20 protein-coding genes are annotated in these 24,408 nt (G+C 67.3%); 4 read left to right on the forward strand and 16 right to left on the reverse strand.

The genetic code is table 11. The features are described 5' to 3' along the window. The first annotated feature begins 27 nt into the window (after positions 1-27). Positions 28-1,086, forward strand: a complete 1,059-nt coding sequence (locus CR919_RS01885) for an ATP-binding protein (protein WP_099818572.1) — start codon at positions 28-30, stop codon at positions 1,084-1,086. Next, positions 1,079-1,720: a response regulator transcription factor gene (locus CR919_RS01890; protein WP_099818573.1), complete on the forward strand. Its 642-nt coding sequence runs from the start codon at positions 1,079-1,081 to the stop codon at positions 1,718-1,720. The genes CR919_RS01885 and CR919_RS01890 overlap by 8 nt, the downstream gene beginning before the upstream one ends. Before the next feature lie 72 nt (positions 1,721-1,792). Here the strand turns inward: CR919_RS01890 and CR919_RS01895 are convergent, their stop codons facing one another. The 10 genes from CR919_RS01895 to CR919_RS01935 form a co-directional block, all read right to left on the reverse strand. Then, positions 1,793-4,912 (reverse strand): ESPR-type extended signal peptide-containing protein, encoded by a 3,120-nt coding sequence (locus CR919_RS01895; protein WP_165787228.1) that lies wholly within the window; start codon positions 4,910-4,912, stop codon positions 1,793-1,795. Between the two features lie 434 nt (positions 4,913-5,346). Further along, positions 5,347-5,835, reverse strand: a complete 489-nt coding sequence (locus CR919_RS01900; RefSeq protein ID WP_099818575.1) for a fimbrial protein — start codon at positions 5,833-5,835, stop codon at positions 5,347-5,349. Between the two features lie 8 nt (positions 5,836-5,843). Next, positions 5,844-6,323 carry a type 1 fimbrial protein gene (locus CR919_RS01905; protein ID WP_099818576.1) on the reverse strand — a complete coding sequence of 160 codons (480 nt, stop codon included), beginning with the start codon at positions 6,321-6,323 and terminating at the stop codon, positions 5,844-5,846. Positions 6,324-6,331: 8 nt separating this feature from the next. Continuing rightward, complete coding sequence (locus CR919_RS01910) at positions 6,332-6,826, reverse strand: fimbrial protein (RefSeq protein ID WP_165787229.1); 495 nt, start codon at positions 6,824-6,826, stop codon at positions 6,332-6,334. A gap of 1 nt (position 6,827) precedes the next feature. After that, positions 6,828-7,895: a fimbrial protein gene (locus tag CR919_RS01915; RefSeq protein ID WP_099818578.1), complete on the reverse strand. Its 1,068-nt coding sequence runs from the start codon at positions 7,893-7,895 to the stop codon at positions 6,828-6,830. Further along, a complete protein-coding gene (locus tag CR919_RS01920; protein WP_099818579.1) occupies positions 7,892-10,570 on the reverse strand; it encodes a fimbria/pilus outer membrane usher protein in 2,679 nt (892 codons plus the stop codon). The genes CR919_RS01915 and CR919_RS01920 overlap by 4 nt, the downstream gene beginning before the upstream one ends. A 52-nt stretch (positions 10,571-10,622) precedes the next feature. Beyond that, entirely contained in the window at positions 10,623-11,363 is a 741-nt protein-coding gene (locus tag CR919_RS01925; protein ID WP_099818581.1) for a fimbria/pilus periplasmic chaperone, read from the reverse strand. A gap of 64 nt (positions 11,364-11,427) precedes the next feature. After that, positions 11,428-11,991 carry a fimbrial protein gene (locus tag CR919_RS01930; RefSeq protein WP_099818582.1) on the reverse strand — a complete coding sequence of 188 codons (564 nt, stop codon included), beginning with the start codon at positions 11,989-11,991 and terminating at the stop codon, positions 11,428-11,430. A 228-nt stretch (positions 11,992-12,219) separates the two neighbouring features. Further along, positions 12,220-12,384 carry a hypothetical protein gene (locus CR919_RS21155; protein WP_165787230.1) on the reverse strand — a complete coding sequence of 55 codons (165 nt, stop codon included), beginning with the start codon at positions 12,382-12,384 and terminating at the stop codon, positions 12,220-12,222. A 98-nt stretch (positions 12,385-12,482) separates the two neighbouring features. Next, positions 12,483-13,172: a response regulator transcription factor gene (locus CR919_RS01935; RefSeq protein ID WP_099818583.1), complete on the reverse strand. Its 690-nt coding sequence runs from the start codon at positions 13,170-13,172 to the stop codon at positions 12,483-12,485. 116 nt (positions 13,173-13,288) lie between these two features. Here CR919_RS01935 and CR919_RS01940 point away from each other — a divergent pair, with 116 nt between their 5' ends. Beyond that, a complete protein-coding gene (locus CR919_RS01940; protein WP_099818584.1) occupies positions 13,289-13,948 on the forward strand; it encodes a response regulator transcription factor in 660 nt (219 codons plus the stop codon). Positions 13,949-13,959: 11 nt separating this feature from the next. On the opposite strand, the gene CR919_RS01945 is transcribed toward CR919_RS01940, so the two are convergent. The 4 genes from CR919_RS01945 to CR919_RS01960 form a co-directional block, all read right to left on the reverse strand. Further along, the gene (locus tag CR919_RS01945) at positions 13,960-17,313 is read right to left on the reverse strand and encodes a hybrid sensor histidine kinase/response regulator (RefSeq protein WP_099818586.1); all 3,354 of its coding nucleotides are present in this window, start codon (positions 17,311-17,313) and stop codon (positions 13,960-13,962) included. Positions 17,314-17,359: 46 nt separating this feature from the next. Next, positions 17,360-20,023, reverse strand: a complete 2,664-nt coding sequence (locus tag CR919_RS01950; RefSeq protein ID WP_099818587.1) for an ATP-binding protein — start codon at positions 20,021-20,023, stop codon at positions 17,360-17,362. A gap of 158 nt (positions 20,024-20,181) precedes the next feature. Next, complete coding sequence (locus tag CR919_RS01955) at positions 20,182-21,357, reverse strand: low temperature requirement protein A (protein WP_099818589.1); 1,176 nt, start codon at positions 21,355-21,357, stop codon at positions 20,182-20,184. Positions 21,358-21,371: 14 nt separating this feature from the next. Then, on the reverse strand, positions 21,372-21,638 hold the full coding sequence (locus tag CR919_RS01960; RefSeq protein WP_099818590.1) for a hypothetical protein: 267 nt from the start codon (positions 21,636-21,638) through the stop codon (positions 21,372-21,374). A gap of 249 nt (positions 21,639-21,887) precedes the next feature. Between CR919_RS01960 and blaL1 the strand changes: the two genes are divergently transcribed. Then, entirely contained in the window at positions 21,888-22,757 is an 870-nt protein-coding gene (blaL1, locus tag CR919_RS01965) for a L1 family subclass B3 metallo-beta-lactamase (protein WP_099818591.1), read from the forward strand. Between the two features lie 568 nt (positions 22,758-23,325). Here blaL1 and CR919_RS01970 read toward each other — a convergent pair. Both CR919_RS01970 and CR919_RS01975 read right to left on the reverse strand, forming a co-directional pair. After that, positions 23,326-23,886: a DUF411 domain-containing protein gene (locus tag CR919_RS01970; RefSeq protein ID WP_099818593.1), complete on the reverse strand. Its 561-nt coding sequence runs from the start codon at positions 23,884-23,886 to the stop codon at positions 23,326-23,328. A gap of 121 nt (positions 23,887-24,007) precedes the next feature. Then, positions 24,008-24,361 (reverse strand): CopL family metal-binding regulatory protein, encoded by a 354-nt coding sequence (locus tag CR919_RS01975; RefSeq protein ID WP_099818594.1) that lies wholly within the window; start codon positions 24,359-24,361, stop codon positions 24,008-24,010. Between the last annotated feature and the right edge of the window lie 47 nt (positions 24,362-24,408).

A 24,408-nucleotide genomic window follows, 5' to 3' on the forward strand; every position in this document is an offset into this window, starting at 1 on the left:
CTCTCCACCCACGCCAGGGAGCCCCCGATGCCATCGCTGTCGCCCCGCCGCCCCCTGGTCGTGCTGGCCCTGATCATCGTGATGGCGGCCATCTTCCTGGTCGATACGGTTACCGATTACGCCGTAGCCGCCGCCTGCTTCTACGCTGCCGTCATCCTGGCGGCGTCGCGGCAGCTGCCCGCACGCGGACTCATCGCGCTTGCGGCAGTCTGCATCGCATTGACCGGCATCAGTTTCTTCCTGACCCGTTTCGGCACCTACCGCATCGGCCTGGTCAATTCGGCCATCGGCATGCTGGTGATCGGCATCACCACGTATCTGGCATTGAAGATGGAAGCGGCCAAGGCTGCGGTGCAGGATGCACAGGCGCGCCTGCTGCGGGTGGCCCGCGCCTCCACCGTCGGTGAGCTGACCACCTCCATCGCGCATGAAGTGAACCAGCCGCTGGCGGCCATCGCCAGCAGTGCCGAAGCCAGCCAGCGCTGGTTGGCCCAGCAGCCACCGAACCTGGACAAGGCACGGCAGACCATCGCCCGTATCGTCGCCGACGCCCATCGCGCCAGTGACGTGATCGCCCGCATCCGCGGCCTGACCCAAGGCGCCGCGCCCGAGCGCCAGGCCTTCGACCTCAACCTGGCCGTGGAGGAAATGCTGGCGTTGTCGCGCAGCGAACTGGAACAGCATGGCGTGACGGTCGCGCTGCTGCTGGGCAACGAGCTGCCCCCCGCCCATGCCGACCGCGTGCAGGTGCAGCAGGTGATCGGCAACCTCATCCTCAACGCCGTTGACGCGATGGCCGTAACGCCCATGGGCGAGCGCAGGCTGTCGCTGCTGACCGCACATGATGGGCAAGGCCACGTCAGCCTGAGCGTGCGCGATCGCGGAATCGGCCTGCCGGTGGAGCAGCCCGACCGCGTGTTCGATGCATTCTGGACCACCAAGGCGAATGGCCTCGGCCTGGGTCTCAGCCTGAGCCGCTCGATGATCGAGGCCAATGGTGGCCATATCCGCGCCGAGCGACCCTCAGGCGGTGGCGCCTGCTTCATCTTCGAGCTGCCCACGGCCACGGAGGATACGGATGCGTAAACCCACGACAACCCCCGTGGAACCGGCACCGATCGTCTATGTGATCGACGACGATGCCTCGGTGCGCGCCGCGCTGGAAGACCTGCTTGCGTCCATGGGCCTGCAGGTACGGGCCTTCGCCTCGACCGCCGAATTCCTGGCCCACGCGATGGACGATGCGCCGGCCTGCCTGGTGCTGGACGTGCGCATGCCTGGCCAGAGCGGACTGGACTTCCATCGCACCATGGCCAGCCACGGCCTGCACCTGCCGGTGGTGTTCATCACCGGGCACGGCGACATCGCCATGGGCGTCAATGCCATCAAGGAAGGTGCCATCGAATTCCTGACCAAGCCTTTCCGTGACCAGGAGCTGCTGGATGCCATCCACAAGGGCATCGGGATCGACCGCCAGCGGCGCCGCGAGGGCGACGTGCTGGGCGCGTTGCAGCAGCGCTGGGACACCTTGAACACCGGCGAGCGCGAGGTGGTCGACGGCGTGGTGCGAGGTCGCCTGAACAAGCAGATCGCCGCTGACCTTGGGGTCAGCGAGATCACGGTGAAGGTGCGACGCGCGCAGGTGATGCGCAAGATGGGCGCGCGCACGCTGGTTGACCTGGTGCGCATGTACGATCGGTTGCAGGCCGCCGCGCCCTGATCGAATCCCGCGGCGGCGCGGCACGCCCCGGGCAGATCCCGCATGCCCCTCTGCGAGGCATGCGGGACGGTGTTACCAGCTGAAGCCAGCGCCGGCCGAAACGCTCTGGTCACTGCCGCTGAAGGCGCCGCCGAGTGAAACCGACATGTTCCTCTTCTCACCCACGATGCGCTGATAGCCGACGGCCAGAGCCGTACGCCCGTTCTGCGCACCCACACCGGCGCCGACACGGTTGTCGCCACTCAGCCCAGCGGTGTTCAGGGCCATGCCAGCGTAGGCCGCGCTGATCGCACCCATGCGGTCGAAGCGCTTGTCGATCGCCTGGAAGCGGCTGTTCGACCAATCGCGCTCGGCCTGGAAGCGGTCTTCCATCTGACCGACATTGACGGCATCGGTCGCACGGGTACCGTTGGCCACGTTGCTGATGACGCGTTCATTGCCCTGGGATCCCACCGACACTTCCTGATCACGATCGGCGACCGAACCGGCGCCGATCGCCACGGAGCCGTTGCCGGACGCCGAGGCACCGTCACCGATGGCGACTGCCCCTTCGCCGGTGGCTGCAGCACCGCTGCCGATACCCACCGAACCGCTGCCGGCGGCCTGGCTGCCGTCGCCGATGGCAACCGAGCCCTCGCCGGTGCCCGGCGAGGTCCCCGGCCCGCCAGGATTGCCCGGGCCACCGATGTTGCCGTCGGCGATGCGCTCCTCGACCACGCCCACGCGGCCATCCAACGCCGCCCAGCGCGCTTCCCAATCGGCCTGCACCTGCCACAGCTGACCGCCATTGATCGCCTCGCGGCTGCCCGCAGCAATCAGGCCGTTGCCCAGGTTCGCGATGACGGTGCCCTGGCTGCCGCCCAGCGTAGCGCGGTCCAGTGAGACGTCGTCGTAAACCAGTGCGCCCAAGGCGCGGCCATCATTCGGATCAACCAGGCCGGACGCCTTCAGCTGGGCAATGGTGGCCACGTCGGCGTCGTCAACACCATTGGCCACGCCACCGATGCGGCGGGCACCGGACGTGCCTGCCATGTCCACCAGGCTTCCACCCTGCTGGCTGCCGACCTTGATGCTGTCCGAAGTGGCGTCGTACTGGACGATGCCGGCCGAGCCGTTCGACAGATTGTTCACGTCCTGGCTGAGCTGGGTCAGGTTGCCTTCGTTGATGGTCACGCGCCCATCGAGGTTGCTGATATCGCCCTCGGCAACCGCGACGCGGTCGTTGGTCGCCTTCAGCTGCGCGCCATTGACGGCCTCGTCGCTGTCGTCGTCAACGCGGCCCCCGCCAACGCCCTTCACGACGCGGTTGCCATCCGTACCGGACACGTCGACAACACCACCGCTCTGCAGGGCAGCCACACTGACCACGCCCGTGCTGGCGTCGTGGGTCACCAGGCCCAGACCGCCGGCCGCCAACTGGCTCACCTGCGAGGTCAGATGGGTGATATCGCCCTCATTGGTGGTTACCCGCGAATCCAGCCGGGTAACATCACCCTGGATGAGGGAGATGTTCCCTTCCGCCGCGACAACGCGCTCATTGGTGTCGTGCAGCTGCCCGCCATTGACCGCTTCGGTGCTGCCGTTGGAGACATCGCCGGCAGCAACGTTCTTCAACACGGTGCCCTGTGCGCCGCTGAAGCGCACCGATGCCTTGTCGGCACCGTCGTAGACAACGGCGCCTTCGAGCGTATCGCCGATCGCACCCATGTCGTTGCGCAGCCCCTGCTCGGTCGCCTGCAGCTGTGACAGGTTCACCGCATCGTTGGCCGACACGCCGTCGTCGACACCGGCCAGCACGCGATTGCCGCTGGTGCCGGCGAAGTTCACCGTGCCACCGTCATTGCCACCGGCAACGGTAATGGTCCGGGTAGTGGCGTCCTGGCGGACAAGGCCGACAGTGCCGGCATCGAGGTCGCTGACCAGGGTAGTGACCCGGTTGTCGACGTTGGTCACGCGCCCGTCCAGCGTGGTGATATCGTCGGCGTTGCGCGCCACCCGCTCGTTGGTCTGGTGCAGCTGGCCACCATTCACCGCATCGGTACTGCCATCGGCAACGTCACCGTCGGCGATGTTCTTCAGCGTGGTGCCATCGGCGCCACCGAAACGGACGGACGACTTGTCGGCACCGTCGTACATCACCGCACCGTCAACAGTGCTGGCCAGCGTGTCCAGTGCCGTGGTGTTGGCTGCGGTGCGGCCGTCGAGGTTGGCCAGTGCGGCACCCACGTTGCTGTGCGCGCTGCCGCCCACGTTGTAGCTCGGCGCGGTCACGTTGCCATTGGCATCGACGGATGCGCCCCCGCCCAGCGCGGCTGCCGTGCTGCCGGCGCTGGCCTTGAGCTGCGCGAGGTTCACCGCATCGGTATCGATCGTGGCGGCACGCACGTTGACGATCTGCCGTTCGCCGCCCACCGTACCAACCGACACACTGTCGGCACGGTTGGCCACCGTACCCTGGCCGATTGCCACGGCATTGATGCCGGTCTCGGTGACCTGGGCATTGCGACCCAGGGCAACGCCATACTGCGCGGCAGCGTCGACGTTGGCGTTGGCGCCCAGCGCCAGCGAGCGTTCGCCCTGCGCCCGTGCCGTATCGCCGAACGCCGAAGCGGCGACACCGCTCGCCAGTGCGGCATTGCCCGCAGCGGTCGCATTGTTGCCGGTCGCCTTGGCGTCAGTACCCACGGCCGTAGCGCGGGCCGCGGTCGCGCTGGAACCTCCGCCCACACTCAGGCTGAAGTTCCCGGTCGCGGTGGCGGCATAACCCATGGATACGGAATTGAAGCCGTCGGTTACCGCACGATCACCAATGGCGACGTTTGCAAGGTTGTTGGCCACCGCACCATTGCCAACAGCGACCGAGTTCGTAGCCAGTGCCTGCGAACCCGGCCCCACCGCAACGGCATTGGTACCGGGAGCGACGCCGCCATCCATGCCACCCAGTACGCCGATGCTGCGCGATGCCGGGGCATCGGCGATGCACTCTGCGCGCTCGTCCTCGCTGCCAGGGGTGCCATCGGGCGTGGAACAGGTCTGCGCGGCCATGGCGCTGCCGGCCGACAGGCCGACGGCGATCGCCAGCAGTGCACGACGACCACCGGCGCTGCGCTTGCCGCGGGCCGTGGTCAGTTCGGATGCGACCATCCAACGGCCGATGGCCTGGTTCCAGACGATTCGATAGATCTTGTTCATGGCGGTTCCTCGTAGTTGATTCGCGCGGTACATGACGTTGGCCGCGGGGGGTGGACAGTGACCTCGTAGTGCTTGAGGCCATGCTCCTATCCCCCCCCATCCGGAAACATCGGACGCGGCCTAATCACGCATCCGGAACCCAGGCCCGCGTAGGCATGCCGCGGCAATTCAGCTGCATGAGGACGGCCTTGCACAGCCATCTATGCAGTGGCAGAAAGGACGATGCGTGGCGCCGTGCGGCGCGCTATGGCTCCACACTCGGGGGCGTTGTAGCGGCCATCGCAGCCGCCCTGCCTGGTCGGGCCGGTCGAATGGCGGCCGATGCCGCGTCTACGGACAAATGCTGGAAAGCAGCGGTCCTGCCCCGAATCGGACAGGGCCTGAATGGCGGCTGTGGCAATGGCTGAACGCATGCCGTTCAGCCTGGCGGGGCCTCAGTTGTAGGTCATCGACACGGTGATCGGCCGGCTTACCGTTCCCGCTGCCACGGTCGCTGCGCTCTGCAGGAAACGCGCACGGAAAGCGTGGGTGCCGGCGGCGGTGGTCATCTGGGACAGACCGCCGGGAGGCAGCCGGGTACCGTTGCTGGTGCGCTGCAGTTCGATGCCGATGCCGGCAACACCCTGGAACAGCGTGCCATCGTTGCTGTCGGCGCTGCCGGTGAAGCGCAGGCCGACCCGGGTCACCAATGGATCGCACTGGCTGACCACCACGTTGACGGCCTGGAACGGCGTACTGAAGGCGCCGGTGAACTGGGTAGCCTGGTAGGTTCCCAGGTCGACATCGGCCACGGCAATGCGGCACACGCCCGGCAGGATGGTGCCGGTGACGTTGAAGTTGGTGGTGGTAGCGGTCTGTGCCGATGCTGCACCGGACAGCATCAGCAGAGCGGCCAGCCACAGGCCTGGAATCGAAACACGCATGGGGGTTCTCAGTTGTAGGTCAGGGAAACCGTGATCGGTCGCTGGATGCGCCCGACGGAGACCGGCATCGCCGATTGCAGCAGGCGCGCGCGGAACGGATAGATGCCTTCGGCCGTCACGTATTGCGTTCTGCCACCGGGCGGAATGGGCACGTTCAGCGTCGACACCACCCGCACCAGTTCCACGCCCACGCCGGGCACGCCCTGGAACAGGCGGTTGTTGTCGATGTCGGCGGTGCCGTCGAAGGTCATGGCCACCCGCAGGATCAAGGGATCGCAGTCACTGACGGTCCCGCTGAAATCAACGTAGGCGGTGCCATGGCTGCCAGTGAACACGTTCGCCAGGTGCGACCCGAGGTCGACGTCCGGGAACGTGATCCGGCATGCACCGGGCAGGATCTCGCCGGAAACGGTGAATGGCTGGGTGTCCTGCGCCTGCACGCTGAACGTCAACATGGCCAGCACCAGGAAAAGAGCAGTGCGATGCATGATGCGCCTCAGTTGTAGGTGACCTGTACGGTCACGCTGGTGCGGATGGTGCCAGCCGTCACCGTGCCGGTGCGGACCAGGCGAGCGTTCAGCAGGTGACCGGCCGCCGGCGTTCCATTGGTAAGCCAGTCGAACCCCGCCTGGTTGGGTGCCAGTGTTTGCTGGGCGGGCGTGTACAACCACACGGCCAAGCCGCGCACGCCACCGCTGGCGGGTACCGCGAAGTAACGCGCATCGCTGCTGTCGGCGGTGCCCGCCATGCGCACGTGCAGCACGCGCAGATCGCTGGCGCAGCTGCTGCGGTTGAGGGTGAAGCTGACCGCGGGCGACTGCGGATTGGCGGTGAAGTACGGCGCGTCAAAGGTACCCACATCGACATCGGCGACGCTGAACTGGCAGGTGCCGGGCTGGAAACGGCCACTGAAGCGCAGGGTCAGGTCGGCCGCATGCGATGGCAACGGCAGCAGTCCGGCGAGCGCGGCCAACAGCAGGACAGCGCGCATGTCAGTTGTACTCCAGGGTGATGGTGGCCGCGCCATTGGCCTGCCCGGAGGACGCCGCGGCTGCAAGGCGGTAATAGCGCGCGCGCAGCATGATCGTGTACTGCGCGTTGTTGACCTCGGTCAGGGCCAGGCCGGAATCACGCAGGGTGTTGAAGCCGACCGAATCCTGCGCCTGCGTTCCGATCTGGATACCGATGCCGGTGGCGGTCAGGTTGACGCCGTCGTCCTGCAGCGCCATGACCGAGCGCGCACGGTCGGCAACCGCAGTGACCGGATCGACACGATAGCGGATGCGGTTGTCCACCCGCCCGTTGGCGGTCTGCACCGTACCGGTGGTCAGGTGGCCGCGGAAGCGGCCGAAGAACGCAGGACAGTTGCGCAGCACCACGGGCACATTCACCCAGCCCGTGGTGGTACCGGCCGCAGGGATTTCGCTCATCTGGTGCACGCCCAGATCCACCGGCACGTCGCTGGTGCTGCACGTGCGCGAGACAATGTTCAGGCTGCCCTGCACGCGCCCGCTCCAGAAGAGCACGTTGCGGTTGGCTCCGGTCATCCGGTACTCGAACTGCGGCAGGCTGACGCCGGTCACGGTGCCTGCGTTGATGGGACCGATCTTGATCAGGCTCACATCGAAGGCCTGTGCCGGTGTGAACAGCAGGACGGTAGGTGGCGGAAGGTTGGTTTCGTCTTCGACCAGGAACGGAAATCCTCTTCCGCTGTACCACACGGCCACACCCACGCCCGGTACATTGGTCTCATACACGGTGCCGTAGCTCGGGTGCACGTAGCTCGAAGCGCGATACGGCAACGACGTGTACTGGCGGATGCGGTCCATCCGACCAGGTGTGCAGGTAATCTCGTTGCCGGGGCCAGGGTAATAGGTTGCCCGGAAGATCTCGGTTCCCACCGGCACGTCCGGACCGACGGTGATCGAGCCATTGAGGTTTGCGATGTTGACCAGCGGCGCATTGCCGTCGGACATCCGGCAGTTCTGCGCCCAGACAGGCGCACTGGCCAGCAGCATCGCGGCCAGCAGGAATCGGGCCATCAGCATGATCGGGTTCATGGCGCTTTCTCCAGAGTAACCAGGTGAGGAAGAGCGCCGGGGCCGGGCTGCTGTGCAGCGGCCGCGGTCTGGCAGCGCGCTTCCACTACGGTGTAACCATCGCCGGAACGTGAGGTCGGCACCTGCACCTGCATCACGCATTGCTCGTCGCTGTCAGGACCCCATTGCACATGCACCGGACCGGAAGCCTGCAGGCCGGTGAGCAGCAGGCGGCTGCCCTGCCCCACCACACCGACATTGGTGCCCTGGGCGTCAGTGGCCTCGGCACCGAACGGCAATGGCCGACCGTCATCGGTACGTGCGTCGACCATCAGGCCATGGCTGGCGCGGGTACTGAAGGCCAAGCGCACCAGCGAGCCGGCACGCGGCGCGACGCTGCGTGCCGTTTCCTGCAGTTCCACGTCGAAGCCGGTGCCCTTGGGATCGATCGAGATGGTGTTCAGCTGGTAAGGCGTCAGGAACGGGACCACGGCGTAGCCGCGCTTGTCCAGGCGCGCACCCCCACCGTTCTCGATGCGCGCACCGGCCGCACCAGCGGCGTGCACCAGTGCTGCCGTTTCGCCCAGTGGCGGGGACAAGGTCAGCCCATCCCCATGCAGCACCATGCCACCCGCTGCGCCCATGCCCAGCTGGGTATAGTCGCTGCCCCTGCTGATGCTGGCCGTCCACTGGCCGCGCGCACCGCGGTAGCCGGTGTTGAGATCGACGCTGTTGCTGCCCGCGATGCGCGACAGGGTGGCGCCATAGCTGAAGCGGTCGTCCCGCGCGGAGAGGCCGTTGGTCGACAGCTGCGTGGCCGGTTCGCCATTACGGCTGCGGGTATGCATCAGGTTGCCCAGCGGCGCCCGCGGCGACCTGCCCAGCGGCAACGACACCATCAGCATCAGGCGGTTGTCCACGCGTGCCTGCTGGGCTCTTGCGGCCGGCACGTCCGCGCCGGGAATACTGTCCTGCAGATAGCCGCGACCAAAGTCGATCGAGTCGCGGGTGCGCTGGAAGTTGAGGCTGTAGCTCAGTGCTTTCCACTGGTTGCTGTAGCCGATGCTCAGGTCGAGCTGGCGGCCGGGTGCGTTCCAGAAATCGCGACGGGTGCCGATCACGAACAGCTGCCCGCCGCGCTCCCCCAGCTGCTGGTTCATGCTCAGGTCCATGCGGTTGCGCTGGCGGGCCACGGTGTCGATGTCCAGGTCGCGGGCACGCGCGTCGCGCAGCGATGCCCAGTCGCGCAGGCTCACGTAGTCGCGGGTGGCATAGCGGTAGGCGGCCACGGCAAAAGACGTTCCGGTGCGCACCACGTTGCGGTTGTAGGCCAGCCGGAAGCTGCTGCCGGACATCGGCGGCAGCCCCTGCACGGCCATCCGCGCCAGCGACCCGTCTGCGGCCACCGCGCCGAAGGACGTGTTGATCGCCGCACCTGCAAGGGCGGCGCGATAGTCTTCACCCACGACCATGCCGCCGTAGGTGCTGAGGGTGTTGCTGAGGCCGCGCTGGTACTGCAGCTGCAGCAGTTCCGGCGCTGCACGCAGCGAACTCTCGTCGACACGGCCGGCCGACGCGCTCCAGCGCGACTGGCCTGGGCGCAGCAGCTGCGGCACGGCCGAGTACGGCACGGTGAAGCGGTGCGAGCGGCCATCCGCTTCGCGCACCTCCACCTCCAGGTCACCGGCATAGCCGGTTGGATACAGATCGTCCAGCTCGAACGGCCCCGGAGCCACGCTGGCCTCGTGCAGCACGCTGCCGCGCTGGCGCACGATCACCCGTGCATTGGTCTCGGCCACGCCGCGGATCACCGGTGCGAAGCCACGCTGCGACTGCGGCAGCATGCGGTCATCGCTGCCAAGGCGCACGCCACGCAGGCGCACGCCTTCGAACAGGTCACCCGGCGTGGAGGTGTCACCCAGCATCAGCTGCGCCTTCCACGGCACGATATCGTGCTGCAGGTAGGCGGCCGTGGAACGGTAGCGCTGCGGCTGGCTGCCGCCCAGGGTCATCGCGCCCTGGTGCACCAGCTGCCATCCGGCAACGCGGCCGGTGGCGTTCAGGCCCAGGAAGCCCGAATAGCGGGCCGTGCTGCCGTTGTTGTAGTGGTACGCGTTGGCGTTGTAGCTCAAGGCGAACGCGGGCACGCCGGCATCCCACTGGCTGGGATCGACGTAACCGCGTGCTTCGCTGCGCAGGTAGAGCTGCGGTACCTGCAGGTCCAGCGTCTGGCTGCCGGCATCGAACGTTGCCGTTGCGCCCGGCACCAGGTCACCCAGGCTTGCGCAGACCAGCTCCTGCGGCCACGGCAACGCAGGCAGGTGCTCCGGGTCTGCCTGCAGCCGATCCACGGCAATGCCGTACGCCTGCAGATGTGCAGGGTCCAGGCACAGCCGGGAACTGCCCTCCACCTCGCGGTAGAGGATGTCCGTCCGTGCCTGCCACTGTCCGTTGAGACGGACATCACCACGGTAGGTACCCGGCGCGACGTAGTCAGCCTGCGCGAAGCGCTCCAGGTCAAGGCGGGCCGACGCACCGGCCGGCAGGAACGCCGCATCGAACGTGACCGCTTCGTCGACGCCGGATTCCGCCGCCGAAACGCTGTGGGCGAACAGGATGGTGGCCACCAGCATCGGCAGCCGGGCATGCCGCAGGCGGCAGGCGCCGTTGCCCGGCGCCCGGATCGGGGCGTTCATCAGGGTGTCTCCGCGGGGACAGGGAAAGGCGCGCAGGCGGTGCGCGCTGTACTCAGGGCTGCAAGGCGACCTGGGTCGGCACCAGGGCGCCGAAATCGTTGATGACGGTGATCGCGCCCTTCAGCTCGCCCTGCGGAGGAGCGGTGAGCCCTTCCAGCGCGAACTCGGCCTGTGCGAACGGTGCGACCATGCCGCCCCCCTGCATGCCTTGTTCCTTGCCATTGGCCCACAGGCCGACGCTGGCGAAGTTGACGTGGTAAGGCGTCGGGTTGTCCGCACGCAGCACCAGTCCGGAGGACGCGGAGTGCAGCGACCAGCGCACCTTCTGATGCGCCAGCACCGGCTCGCCGGCCAGGTTCGGCGGGCGGTAGAAGACCTTGATGCGGGTACGGAAGGCGAACTGCAGGATGTTGGCCGTGCTGCCACCGGTCTTCGGCGGGATCTCGAGCATGTTCAGCCAGTACAGCGTTTCACGATCGGCAGGCAGCGTGGCACCGGTGAACAGGATGCGGGCCGTCTGCTGCTTCTTCGGGTCCAGGCGGAACACCGGCGGCGCGACCGCGAACGGCGCCTTGGCGCTGTCCGGCGTGGACTGGTCATCACCATCATCCAGCCACACCTGGACCAGCGCGGCGCGCTCGCCTTCGTTCATGAATTTGAGCGTGACTTCCTTGTCCTGCGCGGGATAGACCACGCGGGTGCCACCGATCACCACCGATGCGTCGGCAGCCTGGGCGAACAGTGTGCCAAGGGCGAGAACGCCGGCACAGAGCGTGCGGTTGAAGGAAAGCATGGATCACCTCATCGATGAGGCCGGCCACAGGGCCGCCGGCAAGTGCCGACGGCCCTGCGCGGCATCAGTTGTAGACAACCTTGTAGTTGACGTACGACTGCACGAAGCCGGGCGCAGCAGCGCCGTTGACGGCGACGTACTGGCTGGCCATGTCGATCACGGCGGTGTTGTTGGCGATGGTCACCGGATCGGTCTTGAAGGCCGGGTCACGCAGATCGACCACGGCGTTCTTGTACAGCACCTGGATCTGGGTGTTGACGGCCGGTGCATTGGCTTCCTGGTTGCGCAGGTTGCCGTTGCCCGCGTCCACCTGGCCAGCGGTCGGGTCGAAGTACAGTTCGGCGATCTTGCCGTTCTGGCAGGTGCCCTGGCCCGGGCCGCCGATGACCAGCTGGAACGGATGCAGGCCCGCGACGTCACCGGCCGCTGCCAGCTGGTTGGCCTGGACCGGGTCCATCGGCACGGTGATGTTGGTGGTGCCGATGGCGCCTGCACCGCCGGAGATCGTGCAGGTCAGGTCGGTCACTTCACCGGTGAATTCGATGATGCCCGAGCCGTAGGACTGGGCATTGGCGGCCGCAGCGGCCAGCAGCAGGGTTGCAGCGGAAGCAATCGGGAGGAGCTTCATGGTGTTGGATTCTTCTTCACAGGTGTGATCCGCGCGAGGCGGTGAAAAGGCCCCGCCGCCGGGGAGGACGGCGGGGCCGGGAACGGGCGGGACACCTGGGGAGAAGCGTCCTTCCCGGCAGACCGGTTCATTGGCCTACGGGAGGAATGCTAGGAAGTGAAGGCGATTGCCTCCATCGGACCCGGCCGAGATTTCGGCTGTGATCGCTGAACGCGGTTTGCCCGCCGATCACGCATCATCACGCTCGTCGTCGGCGGGCGCATGCAGGTGCCAATGACGGCGCAGCTGGCTGCGGCGCCTCGGCGAGGCGAACAGGTAGTGATTCAGCAGTTCGAGGAAGTGCGCCTGCGCGGCTGCGGGCAGCCGGGTGAAGTGCAACAGCAGGGCAGTCAAACGGGGGTCGTCTCGAACGGACACATCATCACCGCAGCAAGGGATACCTCTCCGAGCCTAGGCATGGACAGCGGCGGGTCCATCGGACCCGTCCTCAATCAGTCGGCAGATCCTTCGCCACCGGCACCCGCGCGTGCGTTCTGTGACGCCTGCACAAGGCCGTGCGTCAGTGCGTACTCGAAGATCTCCGCATCGCGCTGCAACCCAAGCTTGCGCATCGCGGCGATCTTCTGCGTGCTGATGGTCTTGCGGCTGCGGCCAACGCGCTCGGCGATCTGCATCACGCTCAGCCCCTCGGCGAACATCCGCAGCACTTCTGATTCGCGCTTCGACAGGGCCTCGACCTCCTGCACATCGTCGTGCGGGTCGTCCTCGACGATCAGCCGCGCGATCTCCGCTGAAATGAAGGCCTGCCGGCGGCTGGCGGCATGCACGGCGGGAACCAGCTGCTCCAGCGGATCGCTCTTGCTGACGATGCATGACACCCCGGCCCGCTGGATCGAGCGCAGGACCATGGGACTTTCCATGCCGGTCAGCACCACCAGGTGCAGCGCCGGAAAGCGACGCTGCAGGAACCGCAGCAGGGTAACCCCATCCCCATAGCGGCCGTTGGGCATCGAGAAATCGCAGACCGCCACATCAACCGGTGTGCGGCTGAGCAGATCGACCAGTTCGGTGGAGTCGCGTACCAGTCCGGCGATGGCCAGGTCCGGCTCGGCCTCCAGCAGGTGCTCCATGCCGGCCAGCAGGACCGGATGGTCATCGGCCACGACGATGTTCAACGGCATGCTCGCTTCCTCTCCTGATGGTGAACCGCACGACCTGCCCGGGGACGGTCGGCTGCCTTATAGTGGTCCGCGCCAATTACGGCAATTTCTGTCTGTTTAATCAACAGAGACCCTCCATGTCCCATCCGATCATCCGCGTCGCCATCGCCGACGACCATCCGGTCATCCGCATGGGTATCGAAGCTGCCATCGACGAGATCCCCACCCTGTCCTGCATCGGCGCGGTAGGCGATTCCTCGGCCCTGGTCGCGCTGCTGCAGCAGACTGCCTGCGATGTCGTGGTGACCGACTACGCAATGCCCGGCGGCGCCTTCGGTGACGGGCTGCAGCTGCTCGACCATCTGCGCAAGCACTTTCCCGACCTGCGCCTGATCGTGATGACCGGGCTCGACCAGCCGGCGATGATCCAGGCGCTGCACGCCAGCGGCATCGACCACATCCTGAGCAAGGCCGATGACACCAGCCACGTGCCGGCGGCGATCGCCGCAGCATGGGCCAACCGTCGCTACCTGTCGCCGTCGATCACCCAGCTGCTGCCTGCACGCGGGGCGCCGCGCGCCATCGCGGCGCTGTCGCCCCGCGAGCACGAGGTGCTGGTGCTGTTCGTCTCGGGGCTGAGCGTCAATGAAATCGCAACCCGGCTGGACCGCCGCAAACAGACGATCAGTACCCAGAAGACCGCCGGAATGGCCAAGCTCGGTATCGACAAGGATGCCGACCTGTTCAAGTTCGCCAGCGAACTGGGGCTGCGCACCCCCAGGCCGGATACGGAGTAGCCGCAGCCTGCTCACACGTCGTCCCGCAGGCCATCGCGATAGGCGTCGATCAGATCGCGCAGATCGGACAGCAGAGCAACGCGTTCGTCCTCCGGCAGCGATTGCCCTTCGCGCAGCAACCGTTCGGCATCGCCAAAACGCGTGCCAAGCGGTTTCTCACCCATCATCAGCAGCACGCCCTTCAGCGCATGCAGCTGCTCCAGCAGCGCCTCGTCGTCGCCGCTCTCGCCTGCGGCGTGCATCCTGTCCAGATCGCGGGCACTGCTTTCCACGAACAATGCGCGCAGCTTGTGCGGCTTGTCCTTGCCTGCCGGCGAAAGCGAGCGTGGTGGCGGCGGCAGCGCCTGCAGGTAGCGGTCCAGCATCGCCAGCAGCCGGGCCAGGTCCAGCGGCTTGAGCAGCAGGTCGTCGATGCCCGCCGCACGGCAGCGTTCGCGTTCGCTTGCCAACGCGGTGGCAGTCACGGCGAGGATCGGCAGCGTTTCGCCGCGACCGCGCAGCGCCCGTGCAAGCTGGTAGCCATCAAGCACCGGCATGTTGATGTCGGTCATCACGATATCCCACGCCCCCGATTGCCAGCCGGTCAACGCCACCTGTCCGTTCTCCACCGCATCGACCTGGCAGTCCAGTTCCTCCAGCTGCTGCTGGATCAGCTCGCGATTGACCGGGTTGTCCTCCACCAGCAGGACACGGCCACGCGTGCGGCGTACTCCGGCCTGCGGCGCAGCGGCGGGCACCCGCGGCACAGGCATCCACTCCCCGCGCAGCGCCTGCAGCAGTGCCGGGCTGGCATAGCACGAGACGTGCACTGCATCATCGCGCTGCTCCGGCGACAGCGGCCCTCTGGGATAGGCCCGCACGATCCTGGCATAGCTGGGCAGCACCGCCAGCTCTTCGTCATCGGTCCAGGCGCGGCGCTCGCCGAAGATCAGCAGCGTGGCTCCGGGGGCGCCGTCGGTGGGTCGCTCGATCACCGTTACATCGGCGCCCCAGCGGTGCAGCAGCTGCCCGATCTCCTGCCGCCACTCCTGCGCCGACGACAGCAGCGCAATGCGGCGAGCGGACAAGGGCTGGTCCGGCGCTGTCGCAACCGCTGAGCGCTGAACGGGGACGTCGAGGGTGAACACGCTGCCTACGCCCAGCGTGCTCTGCACCTGGATACGGCCCCCCAGCAACTGCGCCAGCTGCTGGCACAACGCCAGGCCCAGCCCGCTGCCGCCGTAGCGCCGCGAGACGCTGGCATCGCCCTGCTGGAAGGGTCGGAACAGCGTGGCCACCTGTTCCTCGGAAAGTCCAATGCCCGAATCGACCACCTGCAGGCGCAGCTGCCGCTGCTCGCCTGTTCCGGCACCCGCCTCGGCGCGCAGGGTGATGCGACCGGAGGCAGTGAACTTCACCGCGTTGCTCAGCAGGTTGTTGAGGATCTGGCGGATACGATGGACGTCGCCGATGAAGACCTCATCCAGCGCTGGATCGATGGTGAAATACAGCTTCACGTCCTTGCGCTGCGCTTCTGGGGCGTACAGCAGCGCGGCCTGTTCGATCAGCGGACGCAGCGCGAACGGCAGTGGATCGATGTCCAGCTGCCCTGCTTCGATCTTGGAGAAATCCAGCACGTCGCTGATGATCGCCATCAGCGAATCGGCCGACAATCGAATCCGCTGCAGGCGCTCATGCTGGTCCGGCTGCAACGACGAACGCGCCAGGAGTTCGAGATGCCCCAGCACGCCATTCAGCGGCGTGCGGATTTCATGGCTCATCGTCGCCACGAACGCGGTCTTGGCACGACTGGCAGCCTCGGCCGCTTCGCGCGCACGCTCCGAGTCCTGCCGCGCCTGTTGCAGCGTATGCTGGAGTTCCACCTGCGCGGTGGCGTCGCGCATCGCACACACCCAGACCGGCTGGTCGTGGTAATTGGCTGCCGCCAGGGCGACCTGCAACTGACGGGCGTCGTCGGTGCCGGCGCCCAGCGCCCAGTTGAATTCACCGCCACGGGCTGGCAGGCCACGTGCATGGGCGATCAGCTGCGCATAGAGTTCCGGCACGGCGTGGTCCTGACCGGATTCGCCAACCAGTTCGCGCGCCACCTGGTTCTGCAGCAGTGCCGCACCGTCGCGTCGGCGCAGCAGCGCCAGGCCTACCGGCGCGGTACCGATGATGGCCTGGCTCAGCGCCTCGCTCTCATACACCCGCGAGGCATCGGCCAGCGCCGGTGCGAAGACGCGACGGTCCATCCGCCACAGCAGCATCCACAGTGCTGCCAGGATCAGCAGTGCGGTGAACACCCGCAGCAGGATCGCCGCATGCTGCGCGCGCCACAGGTCTGCCCAGCCGTACAGGTGGGTCAGGCGCCAATCCACCCCGCGCAGCGCGCCGCTGACCAGGAACCGGCCATCGTGGTACTGGCGCTGCCCCGCGGCTGATCGCGCATCTGCCAGCGTCGCGGCCAACGCAGCGGGTGATCGCGCGAGCGCCCCGCCCGCCAGCACCACACGCCCGTCGCCGGTGGTCACCAGGTAACTGCCGGGATCGGTTGCTTCCAGTCGACCCTTGAGATTGTCGATGGATTCGAACACCACGCGACGGAAGTACGGCACGTCCGCACGCGCCATCGTCATCACGCCGACCAACGCAGGTTGGCCGTTGAGCGGGTTGTCACCCAGGAACGACACCAGGCGGCGCCCCTGCGCTGCACCTGCCACTGGACCGGGCGCGGGAACCCGATCGCCCACAGCCGCTTCCATCTGCATCAGTCTTTCGAAGGCCTGGGCACGGGTCGGCACCTTCAGCGTCTGCAGCAGCTGGGCCTCGTCGATCACGCCGGCGACGGCCAGCAGCCGTCCCTTCGGCTCATACGCGTACATGGTGATCGGCCCCTGTGTCTGCAGGGCAGTGATGGTCGCAGCCGTGTATGCCGAGTATTCGTGCAGCATGCCCAGGTAGGCTTCGAGCTCGTCCTGCGGCATCGGCTGCGCGGGATTGCCCAGCACCAGCCAGGGCACCGATGCGCGCCCTTCCGCCCGCACCACCCCCTGCTGACCCTGCGACAGGAAATCACTCAGCAGAGGGGCACCCAGTCGTCGCAGCTCGGCCTGCTGGTCAGTCCACAATGCGTCGTTGGCATTGATGCTGCTCGCATAGGCGCGGTCGCGCTGGGACAGGAAATAGTCCAGCGCCGACTGCGCCTCCTGGAAGGTCTGACGCTCGCGCGAATGGAACTCGCCGATACCACCGACGAGGCTGGCGACGGCCGTCAGCACGATCAGGATGCTGATCAGTCCGCCACCACCGAACAGCAGGCGTCGCTGCAGCCTGCGCAGGGCATCTATCTGGTTGATGGGCGCTGCAGGCGCGGCCGGATGCATGGTGATTCCCCTTGAATGATGTCGTGCGCTGGCGCCCGCGATGAATCTAGTCCAAGCCCTGCCCGACCGCCAGCGGTCGCTGCCCCGGTCGGGCCGGCGCCAGCAACGCCTGCAGCAGCGACTCGCCGGAATAGCAGGATACCCGCCAGGTGGAGCCACGCCGCTGCGCACGCAGGGGGCCATCGGCACTGACCCGCACCACGCACCGCCCGTCCTCGCCAAGAACCGGCAGTTCCCGCGCCGGCCCGCGCTCGAACAGGACCAGCGGCGTGGCCGCATCGACATCGTGCTGGGCCAGCAGAGCAGGATCATCAATCACCTGCACATGGGCGCCCCACGCCTGCAAACGCCGGCTCAGTTCATCGCTCCAGCCGGCCGCCGCCGAGGCAAGCACCACGCTGCGTCCTGCCAGTGGCCGAGGCGACGCGCCAGCCACGCGCCCCACCGGCACCGCGAAGGTAAACACACTGCCCACGGCGGGCGTACTGCGCGCCTGGATCTCCCCGCCCATCCGCAGGCACAGCTCCCGGCACAACGACAGCCCCAGCCCGGACCCGCCGAAGCGGGTGATGATGCTCGCGTCGGCCTGCACATAAGGCTGGAACAGCCGTTCCAGCTGCGACGGACTCAGGCCGATGCCGGAGTCAGCCACCTCCATCTGCAGCATCAGGGTCTCGCCCTGCGCTTCCACCCGCGCCCGCAGCGCGATGCGCCCGGAAAGGGTGAACTTCACCGCATTGCTGACCAAGTTGCGCAGTACCTGCTCGATCCGCGCCTGCGGGCCTTCCACCTGCGCAGGCACTGCCGCATCCACCGACAGGTCCATCACCAGTCCCTTGGCCTCTGCCAGCGGCGAGAACAGCACGGCAACCCGCTCCAGCAGCGCGATCGGCTCGAACGTCTCGGCCTGCAGCTCCAGCTGCCCCGCTTCGGCACGGGAAAAGTCCAGCACGTCGTTGATGATCTGCAGCAGCGAGTCGGCCGATTGGTTGATGCGGCGCAGTCGGGCCTGTTGGTCCTCATCGAGCGAGGACCGGCCAAGCAGTTCGAGGTGGCCAAGGATGCCGTGCAACGGTGTGCGGATTTCGTGGCTCATGGTCGCCAGGAAGATGCCCTTGGCGCGGCTCGCCGCTTCAGCGGCCTGGCGTGCCTGCGCCTGCTGCTGTTCGAGCTCCACGCGCGCGCTGAGATCGCGCAGTGCGCACAGCAGCACGCTGCGCCCCTGGTAGGTGGCACCCACCGCACCGACCAGCAGTTGCCGGGCGGGAGATTTGTCGTTGGCGGGAACAGGCAGCTCGAACTCCACCGGCGCCTGGAACACACCGGCCCCGGACTCGTGTTCGGATGCCAGCTGCACCAGCTGCAGATACAGCGGCACCCCGCTGCGCTCGGCGGCCGCCGCATAGTGGCGCATCAGCTCGTTCTGCAGGACGGGGCGGGCCTCGCCGCGATCGATCAGGCACAGGCCCACCGGCGACAGCTGGATGAGGGAGCGGCTGAGCTGCTCGCCCTGGTAGACGCGTGCTGCACGCGCCAGCGCCGGGCCGAACACGCGCCAGTGCAACCAGGCAAGCAGCGTCCACAGGCCCAGCAGCAGTCCGCCTCCGAGCACGGCGGCCACAACGTACAGGCGCCTGCCATCATGGGCAATGTCGCCCACGCAATAGGTATTCACCAGCAGCCAGTCGGTGCCGGCCACACGCAGCGCCTGGTAGAAGCGGAGCCCTTGCCGGAACGCCACCACGGAGCCGTCGCCTTGCCTGCCAGCGCGCAGCGCCCGCATTGTGCTGCGCATCGGCAATCCGGTGACATCCGCGGTACCGGCAACCACCCGGCCGTCAGCGGTCACCACGAATGACGTGCCACGATCTGCAACCGCCATCACCCGCGCGAGCCGGTCTGTCGGTTCCAGGGTCACGAATGTACCGATCGCGCCGCCCTTGTCGTGTGCCGAAAGCCGTACCGCGATCGAAGCGGCGGCGCTCACGGGATGGCGCACCAATGCGATCTGCATGGCGCTGTCCGCGCCGGGCGCAGCAGTTGCGGAGGGCGCCGACAGCCGTTGCAGCTGCTGGAACAGACCAGCGCGGTGGCCGGCGCCGGTGGCAGCCAGCAGGCGCTGTTCGGTCAGTCCGTCTCCCAGCACCAGGAACTGGTGGCTGGGATCGAAGAAGAAGCCACTGGCGGCCGTATCCGGTTCCCCCTGGGGCGTACTCAGCCTGCGGATCACCGACAGCGAATGGGCCAACGTGAGATAGCGGTCCAGGCGGGCCAGCGGCCAGGTGTCGGTACCGACCCCCAGCACCATCTGCGGAGCGCTTTCGGGCCCTGCGCTGACGATCATCCGCTGGCCACCAGACAGGTAGCGCTCGCGCTCCGCCAGGCGGGTCGCGGCATCGCTGTCCGGGCGATGCCGCCAGGCATATTCGGCCATGTTCAACATGCGCTGGTGTGCCGCATCTGCCGCCACCAGATGCGCCTCGACCGCGGCATGGGTGCGCTGCAGTCCTTCCAGACGACGTGTCTGGAAGCCGCTGGCATGCAGCAGCACCAGCGCGACCGCCCCGGCAACGATGGCGAGGCTGAGCAGGCAGCCGCCCCACAGCAGCACCCGGTGCTGGTAGCGGCGCAGTGCACTGACGTCACAGTCCTCGTCGTCAAAGGAGCCGCGTCCGCGCAACAGGGGTGGAAGGGAGGGAAACCAGGGCATGGGAGCAGGAGGCGCCCCCGGCGCACAACGCCGGGGTGGCGCTCTCGTGGAAGGGCCGGTGATGGAATCACGAGGCTATCGGCGCCCTGCCCCCCTCCCCATAGGACAGGGCTGAGTTCGCTCCGTCGCGATCTGCCTGGCACCCTCGTGGAGGGCGGTCAGTCCCGCAGCAGGCGCCGCTGCTTCAACCGTGTATCGGCCAGCCCCACCACCAGCAGCACGATGCTGGTCAGCCACCCTGCGGCCAGCAGGTGCATCCATGGCAGCACGAAGCCGAGCACCACCAGCGCCGCCGCCCCCAGCAGATGCGAGCGCGGCACGTGGCCGTAGACCGCACGCTTGTACAGCGCGCTGCCCAGCAGGTAGATCAATGGTCCCGCCGCCAGCATCGCGGCATACGGCAGGGTCACCACCGCTTCCGGTTCGTCCATCACCAGGTCATTGCCGACGGCGGTGGCGATGATGCCGGCGATCAGCAGCGCGTGCACGTAGTGGAAATAGGCGCCGATGCGACCCGGGTCGTCGGAACGGGTGATGGTGTCGGTGGCGTCGCGGCTGGAGATGCCGAAGTACAGCCACCACATCGCGATCGTACCGGCGAAGGTCGCCAGCACCGCCGAAACCACCGCGCCACTCCAGTGCTCCACTTCGCTCAGCACGCCGCCGGTTGCCAGCAGCGTCTCACCCAGTGCGACGATCACGAACAGCTGGCAGCGCTCGGCCAGATGCCCGCCTTCAATGGTCCACTCGCGGGTCCGCGAACGGCCGAGGCCAGGAAACGCGAAGCCGAACATCGGCGAGATGTATTCGCAGGCGACGGCCAGCGCCCACAGCGCCAACCGCGCATTGCCTTCGACCGCCGCACCGGCCAGCCAGAAGCAGGCCGACACGCTGACCCAGGCCAGCATGCGCCTGAAATTGGCGGCCAGCGGATGCGCGCGCCCTACTTCCAGCAGGACGAACAGTGTCCGCCCCACCTGCATCGTGGCGTACGCGCCGGCGAAGATCCATGCGCGTCCGGCAAAGGCTTCGGGGATGGACGAAGACATCAGCAACGCCAGCAGCATCGTCACGAACAACAGGCCGCGGATGCGTGGCGCCTCCGGGTCGAACCAGTTGCTGACCCAGCACGCGTACTGCCAGCCGAGCCAGACCGCAAACCACAGCACCAGGGTCTGCAGCACGCCCAGCAGGCCAAGGTGGTGCAGCAGGTGGTGGCTGAGCTGGGTGACGGCGAACACGTAGACCAGATCGAAGAACAGTTCTTCGTAGGTCACCCGCGCATGATGGCCGTCGCGGCGACGCAGGGCAGGAAGACGGGGTGTTGCCGGCATCGCGGATCCTCGCTTCAGCGGCCCAGCCGCCAGAAAATGACACCGGCCACCAGCGCCGGAACGGCAAACACCAGCAGCAGGATCGGCAACTCCTCGCGCACTGTATAGCCCGCCCGGCTGACCCCCACCCACAGATTGGCCACCGACACCAGCAGCCACGTGCCGATGAAGGCCAACAGCGCCGTGGGCAGCTGCGAGCTGCCGGTGCTCCAGAGCCTGCCGAACAGGGCGAAGACGCCCAGCAGCAGGAACCCGCCGACGATCACCAGAAGCACGTGCATGGTCACTCTCCCCGATGGCTGCCCTGCAGCCTATCTGCGGCCGAGTGTGCGCGGCAGAGGGTGATCGTGGATTCACTTTCCCGAAGCGGCGAACAATGCCGTTGTCCGTCACCAGGGCCACACTGGATGACGCTGCACTGGCGTTGCCGCACGGGCCCATGGCGCCCTTATGGGTGCCATGAAATCTATGCGTGACGCGACGAAGGAGGCCCATGCTAGTTTCTGGGCCTCTTTCATCGGTGTCCTCCCATGCGCCTGCAGACCCTCGCCATCTCCCTCGCTGCCCTGCTTCCCGCTGCGGCTTATGCCGCCGAACCGCAGCTGCCGCAGCTGCGTGCCTACACCGTGGATGCGTCCTGGCTGCAGCCGATGGCGCCGCTGCAGATTGCCGACCACACCTGGCAGATCGGCACCGAAGACCTGACCGCGCTGCTGGTGCAGACGCCGCAGGGCGCGGTGCTGCTCGATGGCGGCATGCCGCAGATGGCCGACCACCTGCTGCGCAACATGAAAGCGCGCGGTGTTGCGCCTCAGGATCTGCGCCTGATCCTGCTCAGCCATGCCCACGCCGACCACGCCGGCCCGGTTGCAGCGCTCAAGCGCAGTACCGGCGCGCAGATCGTGGCCAATGCCGAATCGGCGGTGCTGCTGGCGCGCGGAGGCAGCCACGACCTGCACTTCGGCGACGGCATCACCTATCCGCCGGCCAACGCCGACTGCATCATCATGGATGGCGAAGTGGTCACGGTGGGCGGCATCGACTTCACCGCCCACTTCATGCCGGGACATACGCCGGGCAGTACCGCCTGGACCTGGACCGACACCCGCGATGGCACGCCTGTGCGCATCGCCTACGCTGACAGCCTGAGCGCACCGGGCTATCAACTGCAGGACAACCCGCGCTACCCGCACCTGATCGACGACTACCGCCGCAGCTTTGCCACGGTGCGCGCCCTGCCCTGCGATATCCTGCTGACCCCGCATCCTGGTGCCAGCAACTGGAACTACAGCGCTGGCGCCAAGGCCGGTGCCAAGGCCCTGAGCTGCAAGGCCTATGCGGATGAGGCCGAGAAGAAGTTCGACGCGCAGCTGGCCAAGGAAGCGGCCGGGGCCCGCTGATCCTGTAGAGCCGAGCCGATGCTCGGCTCGCCGGCCGAAAGCAGCCGAGCGTGGGCTCGGCTCTACACACGGCGCGCCGAAGAAGGACTACGTGGATGCAGCCGAATGGGCGCTCGACACGCAGCTGGCCAAACGGCCGGGGCCCGCTGATCCTGTAGAGCCGAGCCGATGCTCGGCTCGCCGGCCGAAAGCAGCCGAGCGTGGGCTCGGCTCTACACACGGCGCGCCGAAGAAGGACTACGTGGATGCAGCCGAATGGGCGCTCGACACGCAGCTGGCCAAACGGCCGGGGCCCGCTGATCCTGTAGAGCCGAGCCGATGCTCGGCTCGCCGGCCGAAAGCAGCCGAGCGTGGGCTCGGCTCTACACACGGCGCGCCGAAGAAGGACTACGTGGATGCAGCCGAATGGGCGCTCGACACGCAGCTGGCCAAACGGCCGGGGCCCGCTGATTCCGTAGAGCCGAGCCGATGCTCGGCTTGCGGGCAGAAAGCAGCCGAGCGTGGGCTCGGCTCTACACGGGCCGCGTGGAAGGGTGCCGGTCAGACCGACCGGCACTGCCACTGAATCTCAGCCTCCCTGGCCGTGCTGGGCGAAGGGCTCGGTGCTGCCATCAGCCAGCACCAGCTCGACGGTGTACGGCTGCACGTAGCCATCCGGCATTTCCATGCCCGGCGAGCCGGCCGGCATGCCGGGCAGCACCAGCCCGCGCGCCGTCGGCCGTTCCTTCAGCAGCCGCTTGATGTCCTCGACCGGAATATGGCCTTCCACCACGTAGCCACCGATCTCGGCGGTATGGCAGGACGCCTTGCCGGCCGGTACGCCGAGGCGCTGCTTGACCGGATGCATATCATCGGTGTCGCGTATCTCAACCGGGAAGCCGGCAGCCTTGAGGTGGTCGGCCCACACGCCACAGCAACCACAACTGGCCGTCTTGTGCACGATCGCCAGCGGCAATTCGGGATCGATCGTCGCCTCTGCCGTCACCGCCGCTGCCGAGGCGGTTGCGGTTGCGGTTGCGGCTGCGGTTGCCGTGGCGGGCGAGGACACGACCTCTTCGGAGGCGCGCGCGCAGGCGCTGCCCAGCAGAACGGTGGTAAGCAACAGGCTCAGGGAAAGCGTGCGGTTCATGTGTCAGGTTGTCCTTTGCAATCGCAGGCGCGAGCGCCTGCCACCCACACGACCGATGCGCGTGGGTCAGGTTGATGAGGGGGATACTGCAGGACGGCAGGCATGCACTGCCTGCGCGCGATCAGGCGATAGGCGGACGGATCAGCTGCGGCAGCGCAGGCGCGGGATGACCGGGTCGCAGCGCCTCGCCGGGCACTGCACGCAGCGGCCATGCAGCAAGGCCTCCCGCTGTCGGCAGCATGGCCACACTGGCCGGCACACACTCACAACCCTCGCTGATGCACGCGCCTGCGCCCTGGTCATCGCAGCAGGCGGGCGCTGCAGAAATCACAGTGTCAACGCTCTCGTGGGGTGCACTGCAATGACCCTCGCTGGCCTGGCCGTTGATGCCGCCCGAGGCAAGCGCCAGCGCCGGTGCATTCAGCACCAGGGTCAGGAGCAGCATCAGTCGCAGCAGCAGGCCGGATATATCCACGGCTTGATGATAGCCGACGCACGAGGCACCCGTCGCCGCTGACTGGT

Source organism: Stenotrophomonas sp. LMG 10879 (assembly GCF_002750935.1).
Lineage (GTDB): Bacteria > Pseudomonadota > Gammaproteobacteria > Xanthomonadales > Xanthomonadaceae > Stenotrophomonas > Stenotrophomonas lactitubi_B.

Coding starts and splice junctions, on each gene's coding strand:
- CR919_RS01885 (WP_099818572.1), top strand. CDS start 28: ATGCCATCGCTGTCGCCCCGCCGCCCCCTGGTCGTGCTGGCCCTGATC.
- CR919_RS01890 (WP_099818573.1), top strand. CDS start 1,079: ATGCGTAAACCCACGACAACCCCCGTGGAACCGGCACCGATCGTCTAT.
- CR919_RS01895 (WP_165787228.1), bottom strand. CDS start 4,912: ATGAACAAGATCTATCGAATCGTCTGGAACCAGGCCATCGGCCGTTGG.
- CR919_RS01900 (WP_099818575.1), bottom strand. CDS start 5,835: ATGCGTGTTTCGATTCCAGGCCTGTGGCTGGCCGCTCTGCTGATGCTG.
- CR919_RS01905 (WP_099818576.1), bottom strand. CDS start 6,323: ATGCATCGCACTGCTCTTTTCCTGGTGCTGGCCATGTTGACGTTCAGC.
- CR919_RS01910 (WP_165787229.1), bottom strand. CDS start 6,826: ATGCGCGCTGTCCTGCTGTTGGCCGCGCTCGCCGGACTGCTGCCGTTG.
- CR919_RS01915 (WP_099818578.1), bottom strand. CDS start 7,895: ATGAACCCGATCATGCTGATGGCCCGATTCCTGCTGGCCGCGATGCTG.
- CR919_RS01920 (WP_099818579.1), bottom strand. CDS start 10,570: ATGAACGCCCCGATCCGGGCGCCGGGCAACGGCGCCTGCCGCCTGCGG.
- CR919_RS01925 (WP_099818581.1), bottom strand. CDS start 11,363: ATGCTTTCCTTCAACCGCACGCTCTGTGCCGGCGTTCTCGCCCTTGGC.
- CR919_RS01930 (WP_099818582.1), bottom strand. CDS start 11,991: ATGAAGCTCCTCCCGATTGCTTCCGCTGCAACCCTGCTGCTGGCCGCT.
- CR919_RS01935 (WP_099818583.1), bottom strand. CDS start 13,172: ATGCCGTTGAACATCGTCGTGGCCGATGACCATCCGGTCCTGCTGGCC.
- CR919_RS01940 (WP_099818584.1), top strand. CDS start 13,289: ATGTCCCATCCGATCATCCGCGTCGCCATCGCCGACGACCATCCGGTC.
- CR919_RS01945 (WP_099818586.1), bottom strand. CDS start 17,313: ATGCATCCGGCCGCGCCTGCAGCGCCCATCAACCAGATAGATGCCCTG.
- CR919_RS01950 (WP_099818587.1), bottom strand. CDS start 20,023: ATGCCCTGGTTTCCCTCCCTTCCACCCCTGTTGCGCGGACGCGGCTCC.
- CR919_RS01955 (WP_099818589.1), bottom strand. CDS start 21,357: ATGCCGGCAACACCCCGTCTTCCTGCCCTGCGTCGCCGCGACGGCCAT.
- CR919_RS01960 (WP_099818590.1), bottom strand. CDS start 21,638: ATGCACGTGCTTCTGGTGATCGTCGGCGGGTTCCTGCTGCTGGGCGTC.
- blaL1 (WP_099818591.1), top strand. CDS start 21,888: ATGCGCCTGCAGACCCTCGCCATCTCCCTCGCTGCCCTGCTTCCCGCT.
- CR919_RS01970 (WP_099818593.1), bottom strand. CDS start 23,886: ATGAACCGCACGCTTTCCCTGAGCCTGTTGCTTACCACCGTTCTGCTG.